The organism is Kitasatospora sp. NPDC059973, assembly GCF_042737525.1.
Lineage (GTDB): Bacteria > Actinomycetota > Actinomycetes > Streptomycetales > Streptomycetaceae > Kitasatospora.
In genome coordinates, this window is record NZ_JBHWUI010000015.1 from 51,442 (window position 1) to 72,001 (window position 20,560).

14 protein-coding genes are annotated in these 20,560 nt (G+C 74.6%); 6 read left to right on the forward strand and 8 right to left on the reverse strand.

The annotated features are described in order from the left end of the window. Positions 1-14: 14 nt before the first annotated feature. On the reverse strand, positions 15-806 hold the full coding sequence (locus tag ACFWA9_RS06905) for an arylmalonate decarboxylase (protein ID WP_329491367.1): 792 nt from the start codon (positions 804-806) through the stop codon (positions 15-17). Positions 807-1,068: 262 nt separating this feature from the next. Between ACFWA9_RS06905 and ACFWA9_RS06910 the strand changes: the two genes are divergently transcribed. Together ACFWA9_RS06910 and ACFWA9_RS06915 are read left to right on the forward strand one after the other, a co-directional pair. After that, complete coding sequence (locus ACFWA9_RS06910; RefSeq protein ID WP_380383860.1) at positions 1,069-2,427, forward strand: NtaA/DmoA family FMN-dependent monooxygenase; 1,359 nt, start codon at positions 1,069-1,071, stop codon at positions 2,425-2,427. After that, positions 2,424-3,644 carry an LLM class flavin-dependent oxidoreductase gene (locus tag ACFWA9_RS06915; RefSeq protein WP_380383863.1) on the forward strand — a complete coding sequence of 407 codons (1,221 nt, stop codon included), beginning with the start codon at positions 2,424-2,426 and terminating at the stop codon, positions 3,642-3,644. The genes ACFWA9_RS06910 and ACFWA9_RS06915 overlap by 4 nt, the downstream gene beginning before the upstream one ends. 70 nt (positions 3,645-3,714) lie before the next feature. On the opposite strand, the gene ACFWA9_RS06920 is transcribed toward ACFWA9_RS06915, so the two are convergent. Continuing rightward, positions 3,715-7,119, reverse strand: a complete 3,405-nt coding sequence (locus ACFWA9_RS06920; protein ID WP_380383866.1) for a BTAD domain-containing putative transcriptional regulator — start codon at positions 7,117-7,119, stop codon at positions 3,715-3,717. A gap of 179 nt (positions 7,120-7,298) precedes the next feature. On the opposite strand from ACFWA9_RS06920, the gene ACFWA9_RS06925 reads away from it, so the two are divergent. The 3 genes from ACFWA9_RS06925 (at position 7,299) to ACFWA9_RS06935 (ending at position 10,520) form a co-directional block, all read left to right on the forward strand. Then, positions 7,299-7,835 carry an SDR family oxidoreductase gene (locus ACFWA9_RS06925; RefSeq protein ID WP_380383868.1) on the forward strand — a complete coding sequence of 179 codons (537 nt, stop codon included), beginning with the start codon at positions 7,299-7,301 and terminating at the stop codon, positions 7,833-7,835. A 67-nt stretch (positions 7,836-7,902) separates the two neighbouring features. Then, on the forward strand, positions 7,903-9,156 hold the full coding sequence (locus ACFWA9_RS06930; RefSeq protein WP_380383871.1) for an MFS transporter: 1,254 nt from the start codon (positions 7,903-7,905) through the stop codon (positions 9,154-9,156). A gap of 596 nt (positions 9,157-9,752) precedes the next feature. Further along, entirely contained in the window at positions 9,753-10,520 is a 768-nt protein-coding gene (locus ACFWA9_RS06935) for a response regulator transcription factor (protein WP_380383874.1), read from the forward strand. On the opposite strand, the gene ACFWA9_RS06940 is transcribed toward ACFWA9_RS06935, so the two are convergent. Beyond that, complete coding sequence (locus tag ACFWA9_RS06940) at positions 10,493-11,680, reverse strand: FAD-dependent monooxygenase (RefSeq protein WP_380383876.1); 1,188 nt, start codon at positions 11,678-11,680, stop codon at positions 10,493-10,495. The genes ACFWA9_RS06935 and ACFWA9_RS06940 overlap by 28 nt on opposite strands. 125 nt (positions 11,681-11,805) lie before the next feature. On the opposite strand from ACFWA9_RS06940, the gene ACFWA9_RS06945 reads away from it, so the two are divergent. Beyond that, entirely contained in the window at positions 11,806-12,567 is a 762-nt protein-coding gene (locus tag ACFWA9_RS06945) for a TetR/AcrR family transcriptional regulator (protein WP_380383879.1), read from the forward strand. A gap of 60 nt (positions 12,568-12,627) precedes the next feature. Here ACFWA9_RS06945 and ACFWA9_RS06950 read toward each other — a convergent pair whose 3' ends face one another. From ACFWA9_RS06950 to ACFWA9_RS06970, 5 genes are all read right to left on the reverse strand, one after another. Next, on the reverse strand, positions 12,628-13,176 hold the full coding sequence (locus ACFWA9_RS06950) for a MarR family winged helix-turn-helix transcriptional regulator (protein WP_380383882.1): 549 nt from the start codon (positions 13,174-13,176) through the stop codon (positions 12,628-12,630). A gap of 64 nt (positions 13,177-13,240) precedes the next feature. After that, positions 13,241-15,370: an MMPL family transporter gene (locus ACFWA9_RS06955; RefSeq protein WP_380383885.1), complete on the reverse strand. Its 2,130-nt coding sequence runs from the start codon at positions 15,368-15,370 to the stop codon at positions 13,241-13,243. A 75-nt stretch (positions 15,371-15,445) separates the two neighbouring features. Further along, positions 15,446-15,841 carry a hypothetical protein gene (locus ACFWA9_RS06960; protein WP_380383888.1) on the reverse strand — a complete coding sequence of 132 codons (396 nt, stop codon included), beginning with the start codon at positions 15,839-15,841 and terminating at the stop codon, positions 15,446-15,448. Positions 15,842-15,985: 144 nt separating this feature from the next. Beyond that, the gene (locus ACFWA9_RS06965) at positions 15,986-16,798 is read right to left on the reverse strand and encodes a DUF899 family protein (protein ID WP_380383891.1); all 813 of its coding nucleotides are present in this window, start codon (positions 16,796-16,798) and stop codon (positions 15,986-15,988) included. A gap of 256 nt (positions 16,799-17,054) precedes the next feature. Continuing rightward, positions 17,055-20,177 (reverse strand): phosphocholine-specific phospholipase C, encoded by a 3,123-nt coding sequence (locus ACFWA9_RS06970; protein ID WP_380383894.1) that lies wholly within the window; start codon positions 20,175-20,177, stop codon positions 17,055-17,057. Positions 20,178-20,560 lie beyond the last annotated feature (383 nt).

Consider the following 20,560-nt stretch of genomic DNA (forward strand, 5'->3'; position numbering starts at 1 on the left):
CGCCCGACGGTGCCTCAGGCCGCCCAGCGGGCCCGGACGTCCAGGCGTCGCAGCAGCGGATGCGCGTCCCCGGCGGTCCCGGACCCGGTCCGCCGTCCCGTCACGCGGCGCGCCCACCAGGCGGACGCCAGGTTCGAGGAGAGCAGCGGGCGCCCGCTGGTGTCCTCCCGCGCGAGCTCGGCGAGCGCGCCGAGCGTCCCCATCCCGGTCCCGGTGAACAGCAGCGCGGAGTCGTCGGGGATCCCGTTCTCCTGCTGGTGGGCCCGTATTCGCTCGCGGATCCGGCCCGTGGTCACCTCGTAGGGGTCGAAGTGGTCGGACCCGTCCGGGGCCGTCCCGGCGGGCACGAGGACGACGCCGTCCACCGTGAGCCCGGCCCGCTCCCAGAAGGCGCGGGAGGTCGCGGTGAGCCACGGCTGGTAGGGCGAGACCAGGGTCAGCCGGTTCACCCCGAGCGCCTCGCAGGCGGCCAGGATCGCCTGCGTCGAGGAACTGACCGGGAACCCTGAGCGGTTCGACATCTCCTCGCACAGGGCGCGGTCGCCCGCCGGGTCCAGCAGGTAGTGCGAGGCACTGCAGGCGACCACGGCCGCGTCCAGCCGCATGCCGCCGAAACCGTCGAGGGTGTCGGGAAGGACCCGGTTGTAGGTCTCCAGCATCTCCCGGAGCTCCACCCCCGGCGTGGTGGGGAAGCGGGAGGTGTACACGTGCACGGCGGCACCGATCAAGCGGTTGAACTCCGGCTCCGCCGTGGGGTTCTCCGGGGGGACGACGACTCCGAGTCTGGGCAGCGAGAAGAGATCCATGGCCGCACAGTAGGCCGAACGCCGAGACAGGGGACAGATCCGCCGACGTTAAGCGACAGACCACTCACAAGCGCTTTGCACGCCGTTCCCGTTGTTGACATTCCTTGACACTCCCCCACAGAGCCCTGACCCGAATCCCCTTGTCCGCCACATCCGTTCGGTGAACCCTGGTGATCACAGCCGCCCCGTGGACCGGACCGCACACGCGTGGCCACGCGGCCGGCCTCCCTGGGGCCGGCCCTTTCCCGAAGGAGCAAGCCCCGTGCCTGCCGCCGCAGAACACGCCGGAAGGAAGCAGGTGCACCTCGCCGTGCAACTGCCGGCCATCCACAACGTGACCGTCTGGTCGGACCCCCGTTCCGAGAGCCAGATCGCGATCGACTCCTTCATCCGGCTCGCACGGACCGCGGAACGCGGCAAGTTCGACTTCTTCTTCCTGGCCGAAGGGCTGCGGCTGCGCGAACACAAGGGCCAGGTCTACGACTTGGACGTGGTGGGCCGCCCGGACAACCTGACGGTGCTCGCCGCGCTCGCCGCCGTCACCGACCGGCTCGGGCTCGCCGCGACCGTCAACACCACCTTCAACGAGCCCTACGAGGTGGCCCGCAAGCTGGCGACCCTGGACCTGCTCAGCGGCGGCCGGGCGGCCTGGAACGTGGTCACCAGCTACGACGCCTTCACCGGCGAGAACTTCCGCCGCGGCGGCTTCCTCGCCGAGGCCGACCGCTACACCAGGGCGGCCGAATTCCTGCAGACCACACGCGAGTTGTGGGACAGCTGGGCGGACGGCGACGTACCCGCCGACGCGGCGGACGGCCGGTTCGTGCGCCCCGGCGCCGGCACCTTCGCCCACCGCGGCACGCACTTCGACATCGCGGGCCGGTTCACCACCCCGCGCGGCCCGCAGGGCCATCCGGTGATCATCCAGGCCGGGGAGTCGGACGTGGGGCGGGAGTTCGCCGCCTCCGACGCCGAAGTCATCTTCAGCAAGTACAACCGGCCCGACGAGGCCCGGGCGTTCTACCGGGACGTGAAGTCGCGGCTCGCCGCGTACGGCCGGCGCCCGGACGACCTGAAGATCCTGCCCACCGCGACCGCCGTGGTGGCCGACACCGACGAGGAGGCCACCGCGTACGCGGACGAGATCACCCGCGCGCAGGTGAGCCCGCAGACCGCGATCGCCCACCTGGAGGGCGTCTGGGGCCGCGACCTCTCGGCGTACGACCCGGACGGACCGCTGCCCGACATCGAGCCGGCGCCGGACGCCCTCCTGCTGAAGGGGCACTCGGTGTTCCGCAAGGGCCGTGAGGAGACGGCGCGGCGGTGGCGCAAGATCGCCGACGAGCGCGGGCTGAGCATCCGTCAACTGATGATCGAGGTCCACGGCGGCCAGAACTTCGTCGGCAGCCCGCAGACCGTCGCCGACACGATCGACCGCTTCGTACAGAGCGAGGCGGCCGACGGCTTCGTCCTCGTACCGCACCTGACGCCCGACGGCCTGGGCGACTTCGTGGACCGGGTGGTTCCGCTCCTCCAGGAGAAGGGCGTGTTCCGCGAGGAGTACACCGGAACGACGCTCCGCGACCATCTCGGCCTCGGCTCCCCGAAGGAGACCTCGTGACCGCCACCCCGTCCGACTCCCCGCTGCACCTGGCCGTCGCGCTCGACGGCGCGGGCTGGCACCCGGCCGCCTGGCGGGCCCCGGACGCCCGGCCGTCGGAGCTGTTCACCCCCGGCTACTGGGCGGGCCTCGTGGCCGAGGCCGAGCGGGGGCTGCTCGACTTCGTCACCCTGGAGGACGGCCTCGGTCTGCAGTCCGAGCCCTTCCACCGCCCCGACGACCGCACCGACCGGGTCCGGGGCAGCGTCGACGCCGTTCTGCTGGCCGCCCTGCTCGCGCCGCTGACCGACCGCATCGGCCTGGTACCGACCACGAACGTCACCCACACCGAACCGTTCCACCTCGCGACCGCCATCGCGACCCTGGACCACGCCGCCCGCGGCCGGGCGGGCTGGCGGCCGCAGATCGCCTCCCGCGCCTCGGACGCCGCCCACTTCGGCCGCCGCACCACCCCGCAGCTCACCGACGACGACATCCGCGACCCCGAGCTGATCGCCAAGCGGCTCCGCCCGCTCTTCGCGGAGGCCGCCGACGTGGTCGAGGTGGCACGACGGCTGTGGGACAGCTGGGAGGACGACGCGGAGATCCGGTCCGTGCCGACCGGCCGCTTCATCGACCGCGACAAGCTGCACCACATCGACTTCGAGGGCGAGCACTTCAGCGTCCGGGGGCCGGCGATCACCCCGCGCCCGCCGCAGGGCCAGCCGCTGGTCGCGAGCCTGGCCCACGCCTCGACGCCGTACGAGTTCGCGGCCCGCGCCTCGGACGTCGTCTTCGTCACCCCGCACGACCGCCCCGGCGTCGAACGGATCCTCGCGCAGGTCGACGAGGCCGTCGCCGACACCGGCCGTGACCTGCGGGCCAGGCCGCTGCGGCGGTTCGCGGACCTGCTCGTGCTGCTGGACGACAGTCCGGCGGCCGCCGCCGACCGCAAGGCCCGGCTGGACGAGCTGGCGGGCGCCGAACTCGCCTCGGACGCCGTGGTGTTCACCGGCACCGCGGCCGCTCTGGCCGATCTGCTGCTCGACTGGCGCTCGGCCGGGCTGGACGGGTTCCGGCTCCGCCCGGCGGCGCTGCCGCACGACCTCGAAGCGATCACCCGGGCCCTGGTACCGGAGTTGCAGCGCCGGGGTGCCTTCCGCACGGCCTACACGGCGACGACGCTGCGCGGTCACCTGGGGTTGGAGCGGCCGGCGAACCGGTACGCGCGGGTCTGACCTCGGCCCGGTGCGCTCAGCGGTGCGCCGCGGCGGGCCTGCTCAGGAGCGCTTGCTCAGGGGTGCTTGCTCAGGGGTGCGCCGCGGCCCGGTCGCCCGCCGGCTGTCGGCCGAGGGCCTCGCAGCCGCGGCGCACCGCCTCCTCCGCGGTGAGCCGGCCGCCCTGGGCGAACGCCGCCGCGAAGGCCGCCGCCCCCAGGACCTCCTCGGCGGCCGCCGCGATCCGGTCCGTGTCGCCGCGCTCGGCGGGCGGCAACGGGGCCCCCACACCCCGGCGTGCCGCGTCCGCGGCGCCGAGCAGCAGGGCCGCGCACTCGGCGCCGCGCCGCCCGGCGGCTCCCCGGCCGGCGACTGCGGCCGCGCCGGCCAGGCCCTCCAGGGAGAGGGCCAGCGCGCGCGGCTCGTCGAGGGAGCGGGCGACCGCCCAACCGCTCAGGTGCCGGTCGGCCGCCAGGTCGGCGTCGCCCCGGAGTTCGGCGACGAAGCCGAGCTCCGCGAGGAGCAGGTGGTCGCCCGCCTCCGAGGACACCTCCGCGTAGCCGTCGCGGATGTGCGCCAGATGGGCCTCGGCGGCGGCCAGGTCCCCCGAACGGCGGGCGCCGAGCGCGAGGCCCATCTCGGAGTGGATCTCCCCGTACTTGTAGCCCTGTTCGGCGGCGATCCGGCGGGCCTGTTCGTGCAGCTCCCGGCCGCGTTCCCAGTCGTGGGCCAGCAGGGCGAGCCGGCCCAGCCCGGACAGCCGGGCCGACACCTCGGCCTCCAGCCCCAACTCCCGTGCGATGTGCAGTCCTTCACGCTGGCGGCGGGCCGCCTCCGGGTACTCACCCTTGATCTCGGCGAGCGCGGCGAGCGGTGAGACCGTCTGCAACTCGCCCCAGCCGTCGCCCAGTTCGCGGAAGAGCGCGGCACTGCGCAGACCGTCGCGGCCGAGACCGGCGAGGTCGCCGCGGACCAGGGCGAGGGTGGCCCGCAGACCGAGTGCGGCGGCCGTGCCCCACTGATCGCCCTCCTCGGCGAAGACCGCGAGGGCGCGCGCGTTCAGCTCCTCGCCCTCGGCGGCCTCGCCCGCGCTGAACAGGCCGTACGCGCAGAGCCACAGGGCCCGGGCACGGCGCACCGGGTCGGGCACCGCACCGGCCGACGCGACCGTACAGGCGAGCGCGTGCGCCTCCGCGCGGTCGCCGGTGAGGAGTGCGAACGCGCCGTGCAGGAGCGCGAGTTCGGAGCTGGGCCGGGGAGCGGCGGCGAGCGCGGCGGCCAGGCTGCGGCGGCCCTCGGTGAGCCGGCCGCGCAGCAGCCACCACCAGGCCAGGGCGGTGGCCAGCCGGACCGCCTCGTCGCCGTCCCCTTCCGGGGTCCGGCGCAGCGCCTCGTCGAGGGCCGCGCGCAGATTGCCCGCCTCGGCGTCCAACCGGGCGAGCCAGGGCCGCTGGTCCGCGCCGCGCAGCCGGGGCTCGGCGCGCTCGGCGAGCGCGAGGTAGTGGCGCAGGTGGCGCCCTCGCACGGCGGCGAGGTCCGCCATCTCGTCCAGGCGTTCGGTGGCGTACGCGGCGACGGACTCCAGGAGGCGGTAGCGCCGCCCGGTGGGCTGGTCGACGACGACCACCAGGGAGCGGTCGACGAGCCGGGTCACCAGGTCGAGGACCTCGTAGCGGGTCACGCCGTCGCCCGCGCAGGTGGACTCCGCGGCGTCCAGGTCGCAGCCGTCGCTGTGCACCGCCAGGCGGCGCAGCACGATCCGTTCGGGTGCGCTGAGCAGCTCCCAGCTCCAGTCGATCACCGCGCGCAGGGTCTGCTGGCGGGCCGGGGCGCCGCGGCGGCGGGAGCTCAGGAGCCGGAACCGGTCGCCCAGCCGGGTCGCCAGCTCCCGGACCCCCAGGGTGCGTACGCGGGTGGCGGCAAGTTCCAGGGCGAGCGGGATGCCGTCCAGCCGGCGGCAGATCTCGGCGACGGCCTCGCGGTCGGCGAGGTCGCCGCCGTCCGGGTCGCGGGGGAAGCCGGGGTCGTGGGCGGCGGCGCGCTCGCTGAACAGCCGCACGGCGTCGTCGGTCGGCAGCGGCTCGACCAGGAACACCGCCTCGCCCGTCAGGCCCAGCGGCTCCTGGCTGGTGGCCAGCACCCGCAGGTCCGGTGCGGTGCGCAGGAGCAGCTCGGCGAGTTCCGCCGCCGCGTCGACGACGTGCTCGCAGTTGTCCAGGACCAGCAGGGTGCGGCGGTCCCGCAGCGCCGTGGCGAGCCGGTGGACGGGCGAGGCGGGCCCCGCCCCGCCGCCCGTGCCCGGCGGCGCGGGGGCGTCGTCCCGGACGCCGAGCGTGGTGGCGACGGCCTGGGCCAGGTCGGCGGCGGTGCCGCCGCGGACCCCCGCGAACTCCACCAGCCAGATCCCGTCGGGGCGGTTCCCGGCCGGCTCCCGCGCGGCCACGGCGGCGGCGGCCGCGACGGCCAGCCGGGTCTTGCCGACGCCGCCGGCGCCGGCCAGGGTCACCAGGCGGGTGTCGTCCAGGAGCCGGGACACCTGGGCGACGGCCGCGTCCCGTCCGATCAGGCGGGTCAGCGGGACCGGCAGGTTGGCGTGTTCGCCGGCGGGCGGGGCGGGAGCGGGGGCGGGGGCCACGGGCGGGGCGGGGGCCACGGGGGCTACGGGCGCGGCGAGCGAGGCGGCGGCCGGTGCCGAACCGGCCCGCGCGGTGCCCGGGCCGGGGTCCGGACCGCGGTCCGGGCCGGGTTCCAGGCCGGGTTCCAGGCCGGGGTCCTGGCGCAGGACGGCCCGGTGGAGGGTGGTCAGCGCGGGGGCCGGGTCGACGCCCAGCTCCTCGGCGAGGCGGGTGCGGAGGTCCTCGTAGCTCGCGAGCGCCTCGCTCTGACGGCCCGCGAGGTAGAGGGCGCGCATCTGGACGGCGCGCAGCCGCTCGCGCAGCGGGTGCCCGGCGACGAGGGCGGCGAGCTCGCCGGCGAGCAGCGCGTGGTCACCGGCGAGGAGCCGCGCCTCGGCCTGGTCCTCCAGGACGGCGAGCCGCTGCTCGGCGAGGCGGCACGCCGCCGACCGGACGAAGTCCGCGTCGGCGAAGTCCGCGTACGCCGGCCCCCGCCACAGGTCGAGGGCCTCGGTCAGGAGTTCCGCCCGGGCGCGCGGGTCGCGGACGCCGCCGGCGTCGGCCACCAGGGCGCCGAAGCGGTCGGCGTCCAGCTCGCCGGCGCCGCGGTCCAGCCGGAGGCGGTAGCCCGCGCCCTGGCGCAGCACCCGCTCCCGGCCGAGCACCCGGCGCAGCTGGGAGACCTTGCCCTGGAGCGCGCCCTCGGGCTTCCCGGGCGGTTCGTCGCCCCACAGGTCCTGGATGAGGCGGTCGGCGGAGACCGGACCGCCGCCGTGCGCCAGCAGGTCGGCGAGGAGCCCCCGGACCTTGACCTCGGGGACGGTGATCTCCTCGCCGTCGTCGCCCCACACCACGAGTGGCCCCAGTACCCCAAACCGCATGTCGGTCACCGTACCGCGCCCCGGTGGCGCCGGACCGGCCCGGGGGGATCTTCGACGGGCCGTCAGCCAACCGTCAGCGCACCCTCAGCGGGTCCACAGCGGATCCGCAGCGGCCCGGAAGGGCCCTCGGGCAGGGTCGGAACCACCGAGTCGCCGAGCGGCGGGAAGGAGTGACCGACATGACCAGGTACGCGGGCCGCCGGGCCGTCGTCCTCGGCCAGGACACCGACATCGGCCTGGCCATCGCCAAACGCCTGGTGGAGGGCGGGGCGCTGGTCCTGCTGGCCGCCCGCACCGCCGAGGAACGCGCCCGGGCCAGGGCCGAGCTGGGCTCCACCGCCACCGTCGTCGAGCGCGCCGAGGACGGCGGTACCGGCCTCGACGACACCGACCTCCTGTTCGCCGATGCCGTGGCGGGGGTCCGCCCGCTGCTGCCGTACCTCCGGGACGGCGGCGCGGTGGTGCTCACCGCCCCGGCGCCGCCCTCCGACGCCGTGCGGGCGCTCGCCGCCGAACTGGTCGCGCGCGGCATCCGGGTCAACGCGGTGGCCCCGGGCTGCATCGAGGCGGCGCCCGCGGGCGGCCCGGCGCTGCCGCCGCTCGGCCGGCTCGGCTCCGCCGAGGAGGTCGCCCGCGCCGCGCTCTTCCTGGCCACCGACGCGACCTTCACCACCGGCGCCCGGCTCCCCGTCGACGGCGGGCTGGGCCACGCCTAGCCGGCCCGCGACCTCCTCTTCGCACCACCCGTCCGCCCCGTCCCCTGGAACATCCGGAGCACGCCCCATGAGCACCTCACCCGACATCACCGACGCTCCCGGCGCGGAGACCCCTTCCTCGCCCCCCGCGGCGGCGGGGGGCGAGGAACCGCAGAAGCTTCCGCTGCTCGCCCTGATCGCCCTCGCCACCGCCGTCTTCATCACCAGCCTCACCGAGACCCTCCCCGCCGGCCTGCTCCCCTCGATGAGCTCGGACCTCGCGGTGAGCGAGTCCGCGACCGGCCAGACCGTCACGATCTACGCGATCGGCACCGCCCTGACCGCGATCCCGCTCGCCTCGGCCACCGCCGGCTGGCGGCGCAAGCGGCTGCTCCTGACGGCCATGGCGGGCTTCGCCGTGGCCAACACCGTCACGGCGGTGTCGTCGATCTACGGGCTGACGATGGTCGCGCGGTTCGTCGCGGGTGTCGCCGCCGGTCTGGCCTGGGCGCTGCTCGCCGGCTACGCACGGCGGATGGCCCCCGTGGCACTCCAGGGCAAGGCGATCGCCATCGCGATGGCCGGCATCCCGGTCGCGCTCTCGCTCGGCGTCCCGGCCGGCACCTTCCTCGGCACCCAGACCGACTGGCGCGTGCCGTTCTTCGTGATGACCGGTCTCACCGTCCTGCTGCTGGTGTGGATCTCCGCCACCGTGCCCGACTACCCCGGCCAGCAGGCCGGCGAGCGGCCGAAGATGCTGCGCGCACTGAAGGTGCCCGGGGTGACCCCCGTGCTCTTCGTGACGCTGGTCTTCGTCCTCGCGCACACCGTGCTGTACGCCTACATCGCCACCTTCCTCGACGACCACGGCCTGGGCGGCAGCACCGACCTGGTGCTGCTGGTCTTCGGCGGCGCCTCGCTCGCGAGCATCTGGATCGTGGGCTCGCAGATCCACGCCAAGCTGCGCGCGCTCACCGTCGCCAGCACCCTGCTCGTCGCGGTGGCCGCGCTGCTGCTCGCGGTGCTCGCCGACACCACGGCCCTGGTGTACATCGCGGCCGCCCTGTGGGGTCTGGGCTGGGGCGGCATTCCGACCCTGCTGCAGACGGCGGTGGCCGACGCGGGCGGTGACCAGGCCGACGCGGCCCAGACCATGCTCGTGACGCTGTGGAACGTCGCGATGGCCGCCGGCGGCATCATCGGCGGTGTCCTGCTCGACGTGAGCGGCAGTGACTCCTTCCCCTGGACGGTGCTGCTGCTCCTGCTGCCGGTGCTCGTGGTGGTCCTGGTGGCCCGCGGCCACGGCTTCCCCGCCAAGCGGCCCACGCCCCAGAGCTCCTAGGCTCCTAGGCTCCTAGGCCTCCTGGAGCTTTTTGAGCTCCAGGAGCGCGACCGGGCGGGGTCCAGTGATCCCGCCCTCCCCGGAACGGCCACCGAAGGCAACCTGACCCCCGGGCCTTCGGTGGCTTCCGGCGTTCCCCCGGCCTCTTGGCTCGCCTCTCCGCGTACCCGCCGTACCCGCCGTACCCGCCTGCCTCCCGCTCCCCCGCCATGCCGCGCCGTGCGGCCCAAGTTCCGGGTGTCGCGGCAGATTTCATGAGCTGTTGACACGAGCGCCGGGGCTGCCGTCCGTGCCCGCCCGGGCCGGAGCCGCCGCCCGCCCGTCCACAGCCCGCTGACCAGCGGCCGAACGGCTTCGGGTACGCCTGCGGTCGCCGGCCGCCGGCCGGGCGGGCAGCCTCGCCGGATCTGTGCCGGGAGCATTTCCACAGCGTGTCTCCGCAGGTCGGAGCGGATATCCGGCCGGTCGGCCGGGTTCCGCCTGGTCGTCGTGCCAAGCGGTACTTTTGTTGTGCGAACGACGCCCCGGGCCGCGACCCGGGGAGCGGACGAGGGTGGGCACGGAGGGGCGTGGCGTCCGGAGGAGGAGCAGGGAAGATGAGGACCGTACTCGTGGTGGAACGGGAGATCAGCTCCGCCGAATCGATGGTGCGCGACCTGCGCCGGCAGGGCTTCGTCGCCCGCAGCGTGGGCACCGGCGCACAGGCCCTCCGCACGTACCGCGAGGCCGATCTGGTGCTGCTCTCGCTGGAACTGCCGGACGTCGACGGCATCGAGGTGTGCCGGAGCCTGCGGACCGAGAGCGACGTCCCACTGATCGCCTTCACCCGTCGCGACGACGAGTTGGAGCGGGTGCTCGCCCTGAAGGCGGGAGCCGACGACTGCGTCGCCCAGACCTGGGGCTTCCGGGAGATGGGGGCCCGCATCGACGCGGTGCTCCGCCGGTCCTCCCGCCGCTCCGGGCCGGCGGCGCCCGAGGCCATCTCGCTGCTCCCGCTGCACATCGATCCGCGGACCCGCGAAGTGCGCCTGCGCGACCGGCTGATCGAGGTGACGTCGAAGGAGTTCGAGCTGCTCTACATCCTCGCCGCCAACTCCGAGACCGTGGTGTCGCGCAAGGAGTTGATGGCGAAGGTGTGGGGCAGTGACTGGGGGCAGGCCAGCCGCACCATCGACACCCATGTGAGCACCCTGCGCGCGAAGCTCGGCTCCAGCCGGTGGATCATCACCGTCCGCGGGATCGGCTACCGGATGGGACACGCCGCACGGTCGAAGGGACCGGCGCCCGGCGACCCGTCCGGCGCCCCGGCCGCCCCGCACGGTGGGGCCGCCGAGGATCAGCGGGTGGCGAACTCGGTCTGGTAGTCGGGCAGGGCGATCGTGCCGCTGACCTTCCGGCCCAGCTCCAGCATCCGGTTCAGGACCCAGCGCCGGCCCAACAGTCCGTCGCGCAGCCGGAGTCCGGCCGCCGTGCCCGGCGCCAGGAAGGGCCCGGTCCGGTCGCCGCCCCGCTGGCAGCCCTCGGCGTAGCCGCGCACGGCGTCCTCGTACCGGGCGAAGGCGGTGCGGTGGTCGCCCCGGGCGCGGGCGAGTTCGCCGGCCAGGACGTACGCGGCGACCATCGCGGTACCGGTGCCCATGCCGCCGATGGTCGCGCCGCAGGCGGCGTCCCCGACCAGGGCGATCCGGCCGGCGGACCAGGCGGGGACGTCCGCCCGGCTGATCGAGTCGAAGTACAGCTCCGGGGCCTCGCGCAGACTCTCCAGCAGTCGTGGCACCTCCCAGCCGAGACCCGCGAAGGCGTCCGCAAGCAGCGCCTTCTGCTGCTCCTGGTCGTGCCGGTCGTAGGGCAGCTCGGGTGAGGCGAACAGGAAGAAGGCGCCGGCCCGGGTCCGGTCCCGGTGGTCCGCGCCGACCGCGGCGAGCCGCCCGGGCACGTTGAGGCCGACCGAACCGGGCGGCAGACCGAGGTAGTTGGGCAGTTGCCAGGTGGCGGCGTAGTAGCCGAGGTGGCGGACGAAGCGCCGCTCGGGGCCGAAGGCCAGCCGGCGGACGGTGGAGTGCAGACCGTCCGCGCCGACCACCAGGCCGAACTCGCGCGGCGAACCGTGGCGGAACTCCACCCGGACGCCGTCGGGCGTCTCCTCCAGCGCGGTCACCGTGTCGCCGAAGACGTACTCGGTGGACGGCAGGCTGTGCCGGTGGAGCAGCCGGGCCAGTTCGCCGCGCGGCACCTCGACCTCGCCGCCGGCGAAGTCCGCCGGCAGGTGGAGCCGGCGCCGACCGTGCCGGTCGACGAAGTCCATCGGGCTGCCACCGGTGTCGATCCGGCGCAACTCGTCGAGCAGGCCCATCCGTTGCAGCACCGTCAGGTGCGCGTCGCCGCGGAAGTCGACGGCCTGGCCGCCGCCGCGCAGGGCGGGAGCCAGCTCGACGACGGTGGGCTCGAAGCCGTACTGCCCCAGCCAGTACGCCAGTGCCGGGCCGGCGATGCTCGCGCCCGAGATGAGGACTTTGGTACCCATGTGAACCACTCCGTCCGGGAGAACCGAGAAACTGTGTCCACTGGACACTGATCGCTGCTGTGTACGGTAGACGCAGTTAGGTCGGTTCGGCAAGGGCCGACCCGGAACGGGACGGGAGCGGGAGCTTGAGCAGCACATCCGGCGACGGGGCCGAGGCGACGGCACGGCTGCTCTGGGGGCCGCCCCCGAAGCCGACCCGCGGGCCCAAACCGGCGCTCAGCCTGGACCGGATCGCCCGGGCCGGGATCGGGATCGCGGACGCGGAGGGACTGGGCGCCGTCTCCATGCAGCGGGTGGCCGGCCTGCTCGACTACACCAAGATGGCGCTCTACCGCTATGTGCCGGGCAAGGCCGAACTGGTGGCCCTGATGGTCGAGACGGCGATCGACGAACCGGCCGGGACCGGACCGGGGGCCCCGGCGGCGAACCGGGACCCGATGGGCGCCTCGCCCGCCTGGCGCGCCGAACTCCACTCCTGGGCAGGCCAGTTGGCCACCACCTTCGGCGCGCACCCCTGGCTGATCGACGCCACCGTCGGCCCCCGGGTGCTCGGCCCGAAGGAACTCGGCTGGCTGGAGCGGGTGGTGGCCGCTCTCGACGGCACCGGACTGACCGGGCCGGAGCGGATGGACACCGCCGTCCTGCTGGCCGGCCACGTCCGCAGCATCACCGCACAGGCGCGCGCGGCCGGACCGGGCGGGGAGCCGGAGTCCCGACTGCTGGCCGTCGTCGGCGGGCTGGTCCGGGAGCACGCCGACCGCTTCCCGGCACTCGCGGCGGCGATGGCCGTGCGGGACGGGCGTGACCGGGCGCTGGAGTTCGGCCTGGAGCGCATCCTGGACGGCCTGGCGGCCCTGATCTCCCGGCGGAACGGGCTGACGGGCTGACGGGCGTCCGGTCGTCAGCCCACGTCAGCCCACGTCAGCGGTGGCGCGGGTCAGCGCGGGTCACGCGGGTCGGCGCGAGTGGCGCAGGTCCTCCAGCTCGGTGGTCATCCGGCCGAGGAAACGGGCCACCGCCGCCAGCTCCGCCGGGGTGAACTCGCCGCGCACCGCCTCGGTGCGCCGGGCCACCGGCGCGAACCACTCGGCGGCCATCCGCCCGGCACCGGGCAGGTAGTGCACCAGAACCTGCCGGCGGTCGGCGGCGTCCCTGGTCCGGCGGATGTGTCCGGCCCGCTCCAGCCGGTCCAGGACAGCGGTGACCGCCCCCGAGGTGAGGGCCAGCTCCTCGCCGAGCCGGCCGGGGGTGATCCCGCCCCGGCCGGGCTCGGCCCGCATCACGGCGAGCAGCGCCTGGACGTCGGTGGCGTGCAGACCGCTGGCGGCGGCGAAGCCGTGCCCGAGCAGGTTCATCTCGGAGGCGAGGGCCTGGAGGAGCCGCCCGAGCGCCGGGGTGTCGGAGGGTACGGTCGCGGACGGGTCCGCAGGCGCCGGGCTGTCGGACGGTGCCGGGGCGGGCGGGGGCGTGCTCGGGTCCTGCTCCGACAAGGTCATCCGCTCCGGTCGCCTACGGTGTTCCACCCGCTGTTACCCGTTCAGCCTAACCGGCCGGCCACCGTCAGACGGGCTCGCCGACCGGCTCGGGCGCCGCCGTACCGACCGCCGTGCGACCCGGCCGGGCCGGCCACCAGACCCGCTCGCCCAGGTCCCGGACCAGCGCGGGCACCAGCAGCGAGCGCACCAGTAGGGTGTCCAGCAGCACGCCGAAGGCGACGATGAACGCGATCTGGGCCATGAAGGCCAGCGGGATCACACCCAGCGCGGCGAAGGTCGCGGCCAGCACCACCCCGGCCGAGGTGATCACTCCGCCGGTGGCCGTCAGCCCGCGCAGCACCCCCTCCCGGGTCCCGACCCGCATCGTCTCCTCACGGACCCTGGTCATCAGGAAGATGTTGTAGTCCACCCCCAGCGCGACCAGGAACACGTACCCGTACAGCGGCACGGAGGGGTCGATGGCGGAGAAGCCGAAGACGTGGTCGAAGACCACCGCGCTGACGCCGAGCGTGGCCAGGTAGGAGAGCGCGACGGTACCGGCGAGCAGCAGCGGAGCGAGCAGCGAGCGCAGCAGGACCACGAGCACGGCGAGGATGCAGAGCAGCACGACCGGCATGATCAGCGCCCGGTCGCGCTCCGCCGTGATCCGGGTGTCGTACTGCTGCGCGGTGTAGCCGCCCACCAGCGCGTCCCCGCCCGGCACCGCGTGCACGGCCTGCCGCAGGCTCCGGACGGTGGCGACGGCCGCGTCGCTGTCGGCCGGGTCGGCGAGCGTGACGTCCAGCCGGACCCGCCCGTCCACCTCCGCCGGGGCACCGCCGGGCGCACCGCCGGTGTACGGGCGGACGCCGGCCACCCCGGGGACGGCTGCCGCGGCGGCGACCGCCTCGGCCCGCCCGGCGGCGGCGATCACCACGGCCGGATTGCCGGCGCCGCCGGGGAAGTGCTTCGAGAGCAGCGCCTGCCCGGCCGCCGAGGGCTGGGCCTTGATGAAGAGTTCGCTCTGCGGGACGCCGCCCGAGTCCAGGGTCGGCGCGAAGGCGGCCAGCGCGGCGAGCACGGCCAGGCCGGCGGCCCAGGTGACCCGCGGCCGGCTCCCGACCAGGGCGGCCACCCGCTGCCAGACGGCGTTCACCGGGGCGCGCCCGTCGGCGGCCGGCCGGGCCGGCCAGTAGGCGGCGCGGCCGAGCAGGACGAGCGCGGCCGGCAGGAAGGTCAGCGCGGAGAGCACCGCGCAGCCGATGCCGATCGCGCCGACCGGGCCGAGCGCCCGGTTGTTGGTGAGGTCGGAGAGCAGCAGGACGAGCAGGCCGAGGGCGACCGTCGTCCCGGAGGCCGCGATCGGCTCGACGGACTGCCGCCAGGCGGTGCGCATCGCCGCGAACCGGTCACCGTGGAGGTGCAGTTCCTCGCGGAAGCGGGCGGAGAGCAGCAGTCCGTAGTCGGTGGCCGCGCCGATCACCAGGATCGACAGCAGACCCTGCACCTGGCCGTCCACCCGGACCAGGCCGTGGTCGGCGAGCAGGTAGACCAGCGCGCAGGAGATCCCGAGGGCGAACACCGCGCCGAGGATCACCAGCAGCGGCAGCAGCAGGCTGCGGTAGACGGCGAGCAGGATCAGCAGCACCACGCCGAGGGCCACGCCGAGCAGCAGTCCGTCGATGCCGGCGAAGGCACCGCCGAGGTCGGCAGCGACCGCTGCCGGACCGGCCAGGCCGACGGTGGTGCCCGGGACCTGGTCGGCGAGTTCGCGGACGGCGCGGACGCTGTCCCCGGTCTGCCGCCCGAGGTCGGAGCGGAGCTGGACGACGCCCTGGAGCGCCGTGCCGTCCTCGGACGGCACGGCGGGCGACACCCGGCCGGTGGCACCGGGGACGGCCGAGGCCTCCTGCAGCGCCCGGCCGGCGGCGGCGCGCTGGGCCTCGCCGACCGCTCCGGCGCGACTCTCCCAGACCACGATCACCGGGAGCGTGGCCGCCGTTCGGAAGTCCTCCCCGAGCCGGGCCACCTCGGTGGACTCGGCGCTGCGGGGCAGGAAGGCGGCCCGGTCATTGGTGGCCACCTCGGAGAGCTTCCCGGCGTAGGAGCCGAAGGCGCCGCCCAGGCCGAGCCAGACGATCAGGAGGACGAGCGGAACCAGCAGTCTGGTTCGACGCCGGGAGGCGGGAGGGGGAGCGGCTGGACCGGTGCGCATCGCGGAGCGCCCTTCGGGCGGGGGCAGGTGACGGACCTCCGCATCCTATCTCTCGATGATTGAGAGACTTGGCCATCAAGAGGTATGGCGGCCCGACGGCTGCTTTTGACTCCCCCCGAGCAGCCCGGCCACCGAGAGCGCACCCCAGCCGACGGAGACGGCCACCGCCATCACCCGGTGCCGGCGCTCCGGCAGCGCGGTGGCCAGCAGGGCGGCATCGCCCAGGTCGGAGGCGATGCGCACCAGGGTGGCCGCGCGCAGCGCGGAGTCGTCGGGTGCGAAGGCCATCGCCAGGCCGCAGGCGGCGTCCCGGAAGGCGAGCGGGCGCAGACAGGCCGCGGTGGAGCGCGGCAGCGAGCCGTCGGCGGCGGTCAGTCCGGAGGGGGTGGCCAGCAGGGCGGGCCGGCGGGTCACGGCGAGGCCGTAGACGGCGGTGGCGGCGCCGGTCAGCCGGAGCAGACGAGAGTTCATGGCGCGGATCTCCCTGAGTCGGTGGGCGGGGTGGGTGAGCGAGGTGGGCGAGCGAGGTCGAGAGCGAGGTTCGTGGACGGCCCGTGGGTCCGGGAGGAAGGCTGGGCGGTTCGCGGCGCCTCCGGGCCGGAAGTCCCGCCGCCCTCAGTGGTGGCCGTGCCGGCCGAGGGTTTCCTCCGGGGCCGCTCCCGGGCGGGTCCACTGCGGGACGGGGCGGCTGGTCGGGCCCCAGGAGGCGGCACCGTCGGCGTCCGAGCGCCAGTACCAGCAGATCGGTGCGCCGTGCCCGCCGACCGGGGCCCCGACCTCGGGGGCCTCGGGCCAGCCCTCCGGGTCGTCCTGCCACCCCTCGCGGCGGCCGTAGGGCGTCATGTCGAGCAGGCCGAGGGAGCCGTTGACCGGCTCGTTGCCCCGGCCGGTCGTGGAGTAGGTGAGGAAGACCCGGCCGCCGTCACGCAGGAAACAGCGGACGTGCCCCATCTGTCCGCCGATCGGTGCCTCCAGGCCCCGCACCGAGTACCAGGGCTGGGCGTAGCCCATGAACTCGACGTAACGGGCCACCTCCTCCCATCGACCCGTCGTCAGGACGGCGAAGGAGACGCCGCGGGCGTTGAGGTAGACGGCGTCCTTCATGTGCCAGACCGTGGTGGTGCAGCCCTCGCACTGCCCCTGGTGGAGTGCGCCGTCGTACCACATGTGCTGGTAGGCCACGAGTTCGTCGCGGTCCTGGAACAGGTCCAGGAACGGGACGGGGCCGTCGGGGCCGACGACCTCGACCGTCCCGTCGAGCTCCACCATCGGCAGCCGTCGCCGGGCCGCGGCGATGGCGTCGGCCTCGCGGGTGTGGGCCTTCTCCCGGACCAGCAGCTCGTCCCGGGCGGCCTGCCAGGTCGCCAGGTCGACCACGGGCGGGCGCCCGGGCAGCGAGCGGGTCGAATCGTCCGACGTGGTCGTCATGGTGTCCTCCGTGGTGTCGTGGTGACCGGGCGGCGGCGTTCGCCCTCCTACGACACCAGAGAGGTCCGACAACACCCGGCCGGACGCGCACGCCCGGCCGAAATCCGCCGCCCCGACCCGGCGAGCAGACCCGCCGCACCGACTCCGCCGCACCGACCCGGCGACCCGACCCGATGCCCGACGACAAGCCCCCGGCCCGACCGAACGGCCCGCGCACCCCCTCGGGGTACGCGGGCCGCGAGCAGGATCTACCGGGTCAGCCCGTGATCGGCTTGGTGTCGAGGCGGACGTGGTCGACGGCCCAGAACCAGTTGTTGCCCGCGTCGTACATCCGGAACTTCAGGGTCACCGAGCGGGCTCCCGCCGGAACGGCGAACTGCTTGGTGACGAAGGCGTTCTGGACGTCCTTGCCGGCGTTGTCGTTACCGGTCGGGTCGCTGCTGTAGTGGACCAGCCGGGTCTCGGTGCCGTTGTCGAAGACGGCGGTGACGGTCGCCTTCTGCGGGGCCTCCTGCCGGTAGTGCGAATCGAAGGCGAGGTGGAGGGTGTTCGCGCCGGCCGGCAGCTGGACGGCGGGCGAGACCAGGGTGGAGTCGAAGACCCCCTTGCGGGACGGCGAACCGGTGTCGTCCCAGTCGTCCGGGTCGGCGACCGCGAGGATGCCCAGGCCGCGGCTGAAGTTGCCGCGGTCCTGCCCGGCCGGGGTGGACCAGGCGCGCTTGGTGTGGAACGTCCAGCCCTGGAGGCGGGTGGTGCCCTGCGGCATGGCCGGCGCGTTCACCACCGACCAGCCCTGCGGCGCCTGCGGCGTCCAGCCGAGCACGCCGGCAAGCGGCTGGAGGGAGCCGGCCAGCGACTCGAAGTCCTCGCCGAGCAGGTGACCGGCCATCACGGGGGCGGTGCGCGCCGCGATCTCGCCGTCGGCGATCGCGAAGCGGCTGCCGGCCGCCGCGCGGGCGGTGACCAGGATCCGGTGGGTGGCGCCGTCCGGCAGCACGGCGGGCGGGGTGACGTCCCACTCGGCGGTCGCGGTGGCACCGGCGGCGAGCGAGGCCGGCGGCGGGGTGACAGCGGTGACCGCCCAGCCGGCCGGCACGACCGGCTGGACCTCGATCGCGGTCAGCGCGGCGGTCGCGGTGAACCGGGCGGCGACCCGGGCCGGACGGCCGGGCAGCAGGATCGCCTCGTCGATCGTGGTGGAGGCGGCCTTGAGCGTGACGTCCAGGGCCAGCGGGTCCGCGAGGCCCATCGCCGGGTCGGTCACCAGGTGGTCGCCGTCCCACGGGAAGCGCCCGGCGATCCGGCGGCGGAAGCCGAGCTCGCCGCGGACGCCCACCGCGACGTCGTACCAGCCCTCCGGGCCGACCTTGACGTTGACGGTCCGGTCGTCGCCCGCCGCGACCCGCACCTCGCGCAGCCCGTCGCCGTAGGCGAGGTCGCCGACCAGGAAGGTCTGGGCGGTGCGGGTGCGGTTGATCACGTCGACCTCCAGCACCTTGCCGTTCTGCTCCTCGGAGAGCGAGATCTCGTACGCCGAGGCGGCGTCCCCGCGCAGGTGCCAGAGCGCGCCGTTCGGGCCGTGCACCCGCAGGTCGTAGCCCTCGGGGCCGACCGTCCAGACGTCGGAGAGGCGGCTCTTGGCACCCACGGTGTAGTGGCGCGGCGCGGTGCCGGGCGCCGGGTAGACGGCGAAGACGGCGGCCTGGCGGCCCTGGTTGATGAAGTCGACGGTCAGCTCGTCGCCCTTGAGCTTCGGCTTGACCAGCAGGTCGTAGGGGCTGATCCGGGCGGTGCGGGTGCCGCGCTGCTGCTGCGGGAAGGCCTGCGGATCGGGCACCGTGGGCGCGGGCAGCTTGCCGGTGTCGACGACCTTCTGCCGGTTGCCGCTGGTGTCGGGCAGCTGCGGCCAGACCGGGTTGCGCCCGGAGAAGTCGAAGACGTTGGTGAGGTCGCCGGTCACGGCTCTGCGCCACGGGCTGATGTTGGGCTCCTCGATGCCGAAGCGCTGCTCCAGCAGGCGCAGCACCGAGGTGTGGTCGTAGACCGTGGAGTCGACCACGCCGCCGCGCGTCCACGGCGAGACGACGATCATCGGGACGCGTACGCCCAGGCCCATCGGGTACGGGCCGGAGACCAGGGTCTCACCCGCGGGCAGGGTGTCGGACCAGGTGAGCGAGCCGTCGGCGGCCTTCACCCGGTACGTGCCGTCCTGGCCGACCACCCGGTGGTAGGTCGAGCCGCCCTTGGATACCCGGACCACGACCTCGCCGTCGACCGGGACGGTCGACTTGCCGCGCCCGGCGGCCAGCGGCGGGACGGGCGGCAGCTGGTGGTCGAAGAAGCCGCCGTGCTCGTCGTAGTTGAGGATGAAGACGGTCTTCTCCCACACCTCCGGCTTCGCGGCGAGCGCGGCGAGCAGCCGGGCCGTCAGGTGCTCGCCGTTCGGCGGGGCGTAGTTGGCGTGCTCGGAGAGCGCGGCGGGCGCGACCAGCCAGGAGACCTGCGGCAGCTGGTCGGCCTGGACGTCGGCGGTGAACGCCTCGACGAGGGCGTCGCCCATCGCGAAGGGGTCGTCCTTCTTCGCCGGGTCACCGACCGCGCGCAGGCCGCGCTCGTAGAGGGGCTCGCCCGGCTTGGCCTTGACGAAGGGGGTGAACCAGGCGAGCGCGTTGTCGTCGAAGTTGTCCAGCGCCTGGTAGGTCTTCCAGCTGATCCCGGCCTTCTGCAGCCGCTCGGCGTAGGTGGTCCACTCGTAGCCGCCGGGGATCTCGGTGTTGTCGGTCACCGGGGTGTCCCGCACGGTGCCGCCGCTGGTCCCGGTCATCAGGTGCTCGCGGTTGGTGTTGGTGTTGCACTGCACCGACGCGTAGTAGGCGTCACAGGTCGTGAAGACCGAGGCGAGCGCGTTGTAGAAGGGCATGTCGGCGGGCTCGTAGTAGCCCTGGCCGAGCCAGCCGCCGGAGCGGCGGGTGACCGAACCGTCGGCGCGGCCGTCGTTCCAGGCGTTCATCGAGTCGACGAAGCCGAACGCCGGGGCGCCCTGCTGGTAGGCGTTGGTGTGGGCCGCGTTCATCGGGAACGGCAGCAGGTGGCCCTCCTTGCGCCCCGGGTCGGGCTGGTGGAACACCGAGCGCCCGTTGACCCCGCGCACCGCCGTCCGGTCCCCGAAGCCGCGCACGCCGGGGAGCGTACCGAAGTAGTGGTCGAACGCGCGGTTCTCCTGCATGAACACCACGACGTGCTGGATGTCCGCCAGCTTGCCGGGGCGGGCCGGCGCGGCGAGCGCCTCACGCACGCTGAGCGGGAGGGCGGACAGCACGGCGGCCGCCGCCGCGCCGCCGAGCAGGGTGCGGCGCGACAGTTCGGGCATCGGAATCATCGGGGGACGGCTCCTTGGTCACGGGTGCTGGGCCTCCGTTTCGGCCCAGACCCGTTATGTATAGGCGTCCGAGACCAACGGAAGTGGACCGGTTCGATGGCGTTTCGATGACGGGCAGAGAACCCCGAGCTGTACAGACAACTTGACTGCACCTGCCGTCCCTCCCGCCGCCACCCGCGCAGCCGCCCTGGGCCGCCGCCGCCCCCGTCCCGGCCCCGGTCCGACCCCGGTCCGACCCCGCCGTCGGGACGGCCCTCAAGGCCGCCACCGTGACGGCTTGTGGCGGCAGGTAGTTGACGAACCGTCGGACTGCCCCGCCCGGGTCGTGAACAACCCTTGACGAGGCATGTGGTCTGTGGAAATCTCACGACAGGTCCAGGCCA

What these genes read in the sequence shown, in the direction of transcription:
- ACFWA9_RS06905 (WP_329491367.1), bottom strand. Translation starts at nt 806, where the DNA reads ATGGATCTCTTCTCGCTGCCCAGACTCGGAGTCGTCGTCCCCCCGGAG.
- ACFWA9_RS06920 (WP_380383866.1), bottom strand. Translation starts at nt 7,119, where the DNA reads ATGCGGTTTGGGGTACTGGGGCCACTCGTGGTGTGGGGCGACGACGGC.
- ACFWA9_RS06925 (WP_380383868.1), top strand. Translation starts at nt 7,299, where the DNA reads ATGACCAGGTACGCGGGCCGCCGGGCCGTCGTCCTCGGCCAGGACACC.
- ACFWA9_RS06930 (WP_380383871.1), top strand. Translation starts at nt 7,903, where the DNA reads ATGAGCACCTCACCCGACATCACCGACGCTCCCGGCGCGGAGACCCCT.
- ACFWA9_RS06935 (WP_380383874.1), top strand. Translation starts at nt 9,753, where the DNA reads ATGAGGACCGTACTCGTGGTGGAACGGGAGATCAGCTCCGCCGAATCG.
- ACFWA9_RS06940 (WP_380383876.1), bottom strand. Translation starts at nt 11,680, where the DNA reads ATGGGTACCAAAGTCCTCATCTCGGGCGCGAGCATCGCCGGCCCGGCA.
- ACFWA9_RS06950 (WP_380383882.1), bottom strand. Translation starts at nt 13,176, where the DNA reads ATGACCTTGTCGGAGCAGGACCCGAGCACGCCCCCGCCCGCCCCGGCA.
- ACFWA9_RS06955 (WP_380383885.1), bottom strand. Translation starts at nt 15,370, where the DNA reads ATGCGCACCGGTCCAGCCGCTCCCCCTCCCGCCTCCCGGCGTCGAACC.
- ACFWA9_RS06960 (WP_380383888.1), bottom strand. Translation starts at nt 15,841, where the DNA reads ATGAACTCTCGTCTGCTCCGGCTGACCGGCGCCGCCACCGCCGTCTAC.
- ACFWA9_RS06965 (WP_380383891.1), bottom strand. Translation starts at nt 16,798, where the DNA reads ATGACGACCACGTCGGACGATTCGACCCGCTCGCTGCCCGGGCGCCCG.
- ACFWA9_RS06970 (WP_380383894.1), bottom strand. Translation starts at nt 20,177, where the DNA reads ATGATTCCGATGCCCGAACTGTCGCGCCGCACCCTGCTCGGCGGCGCG.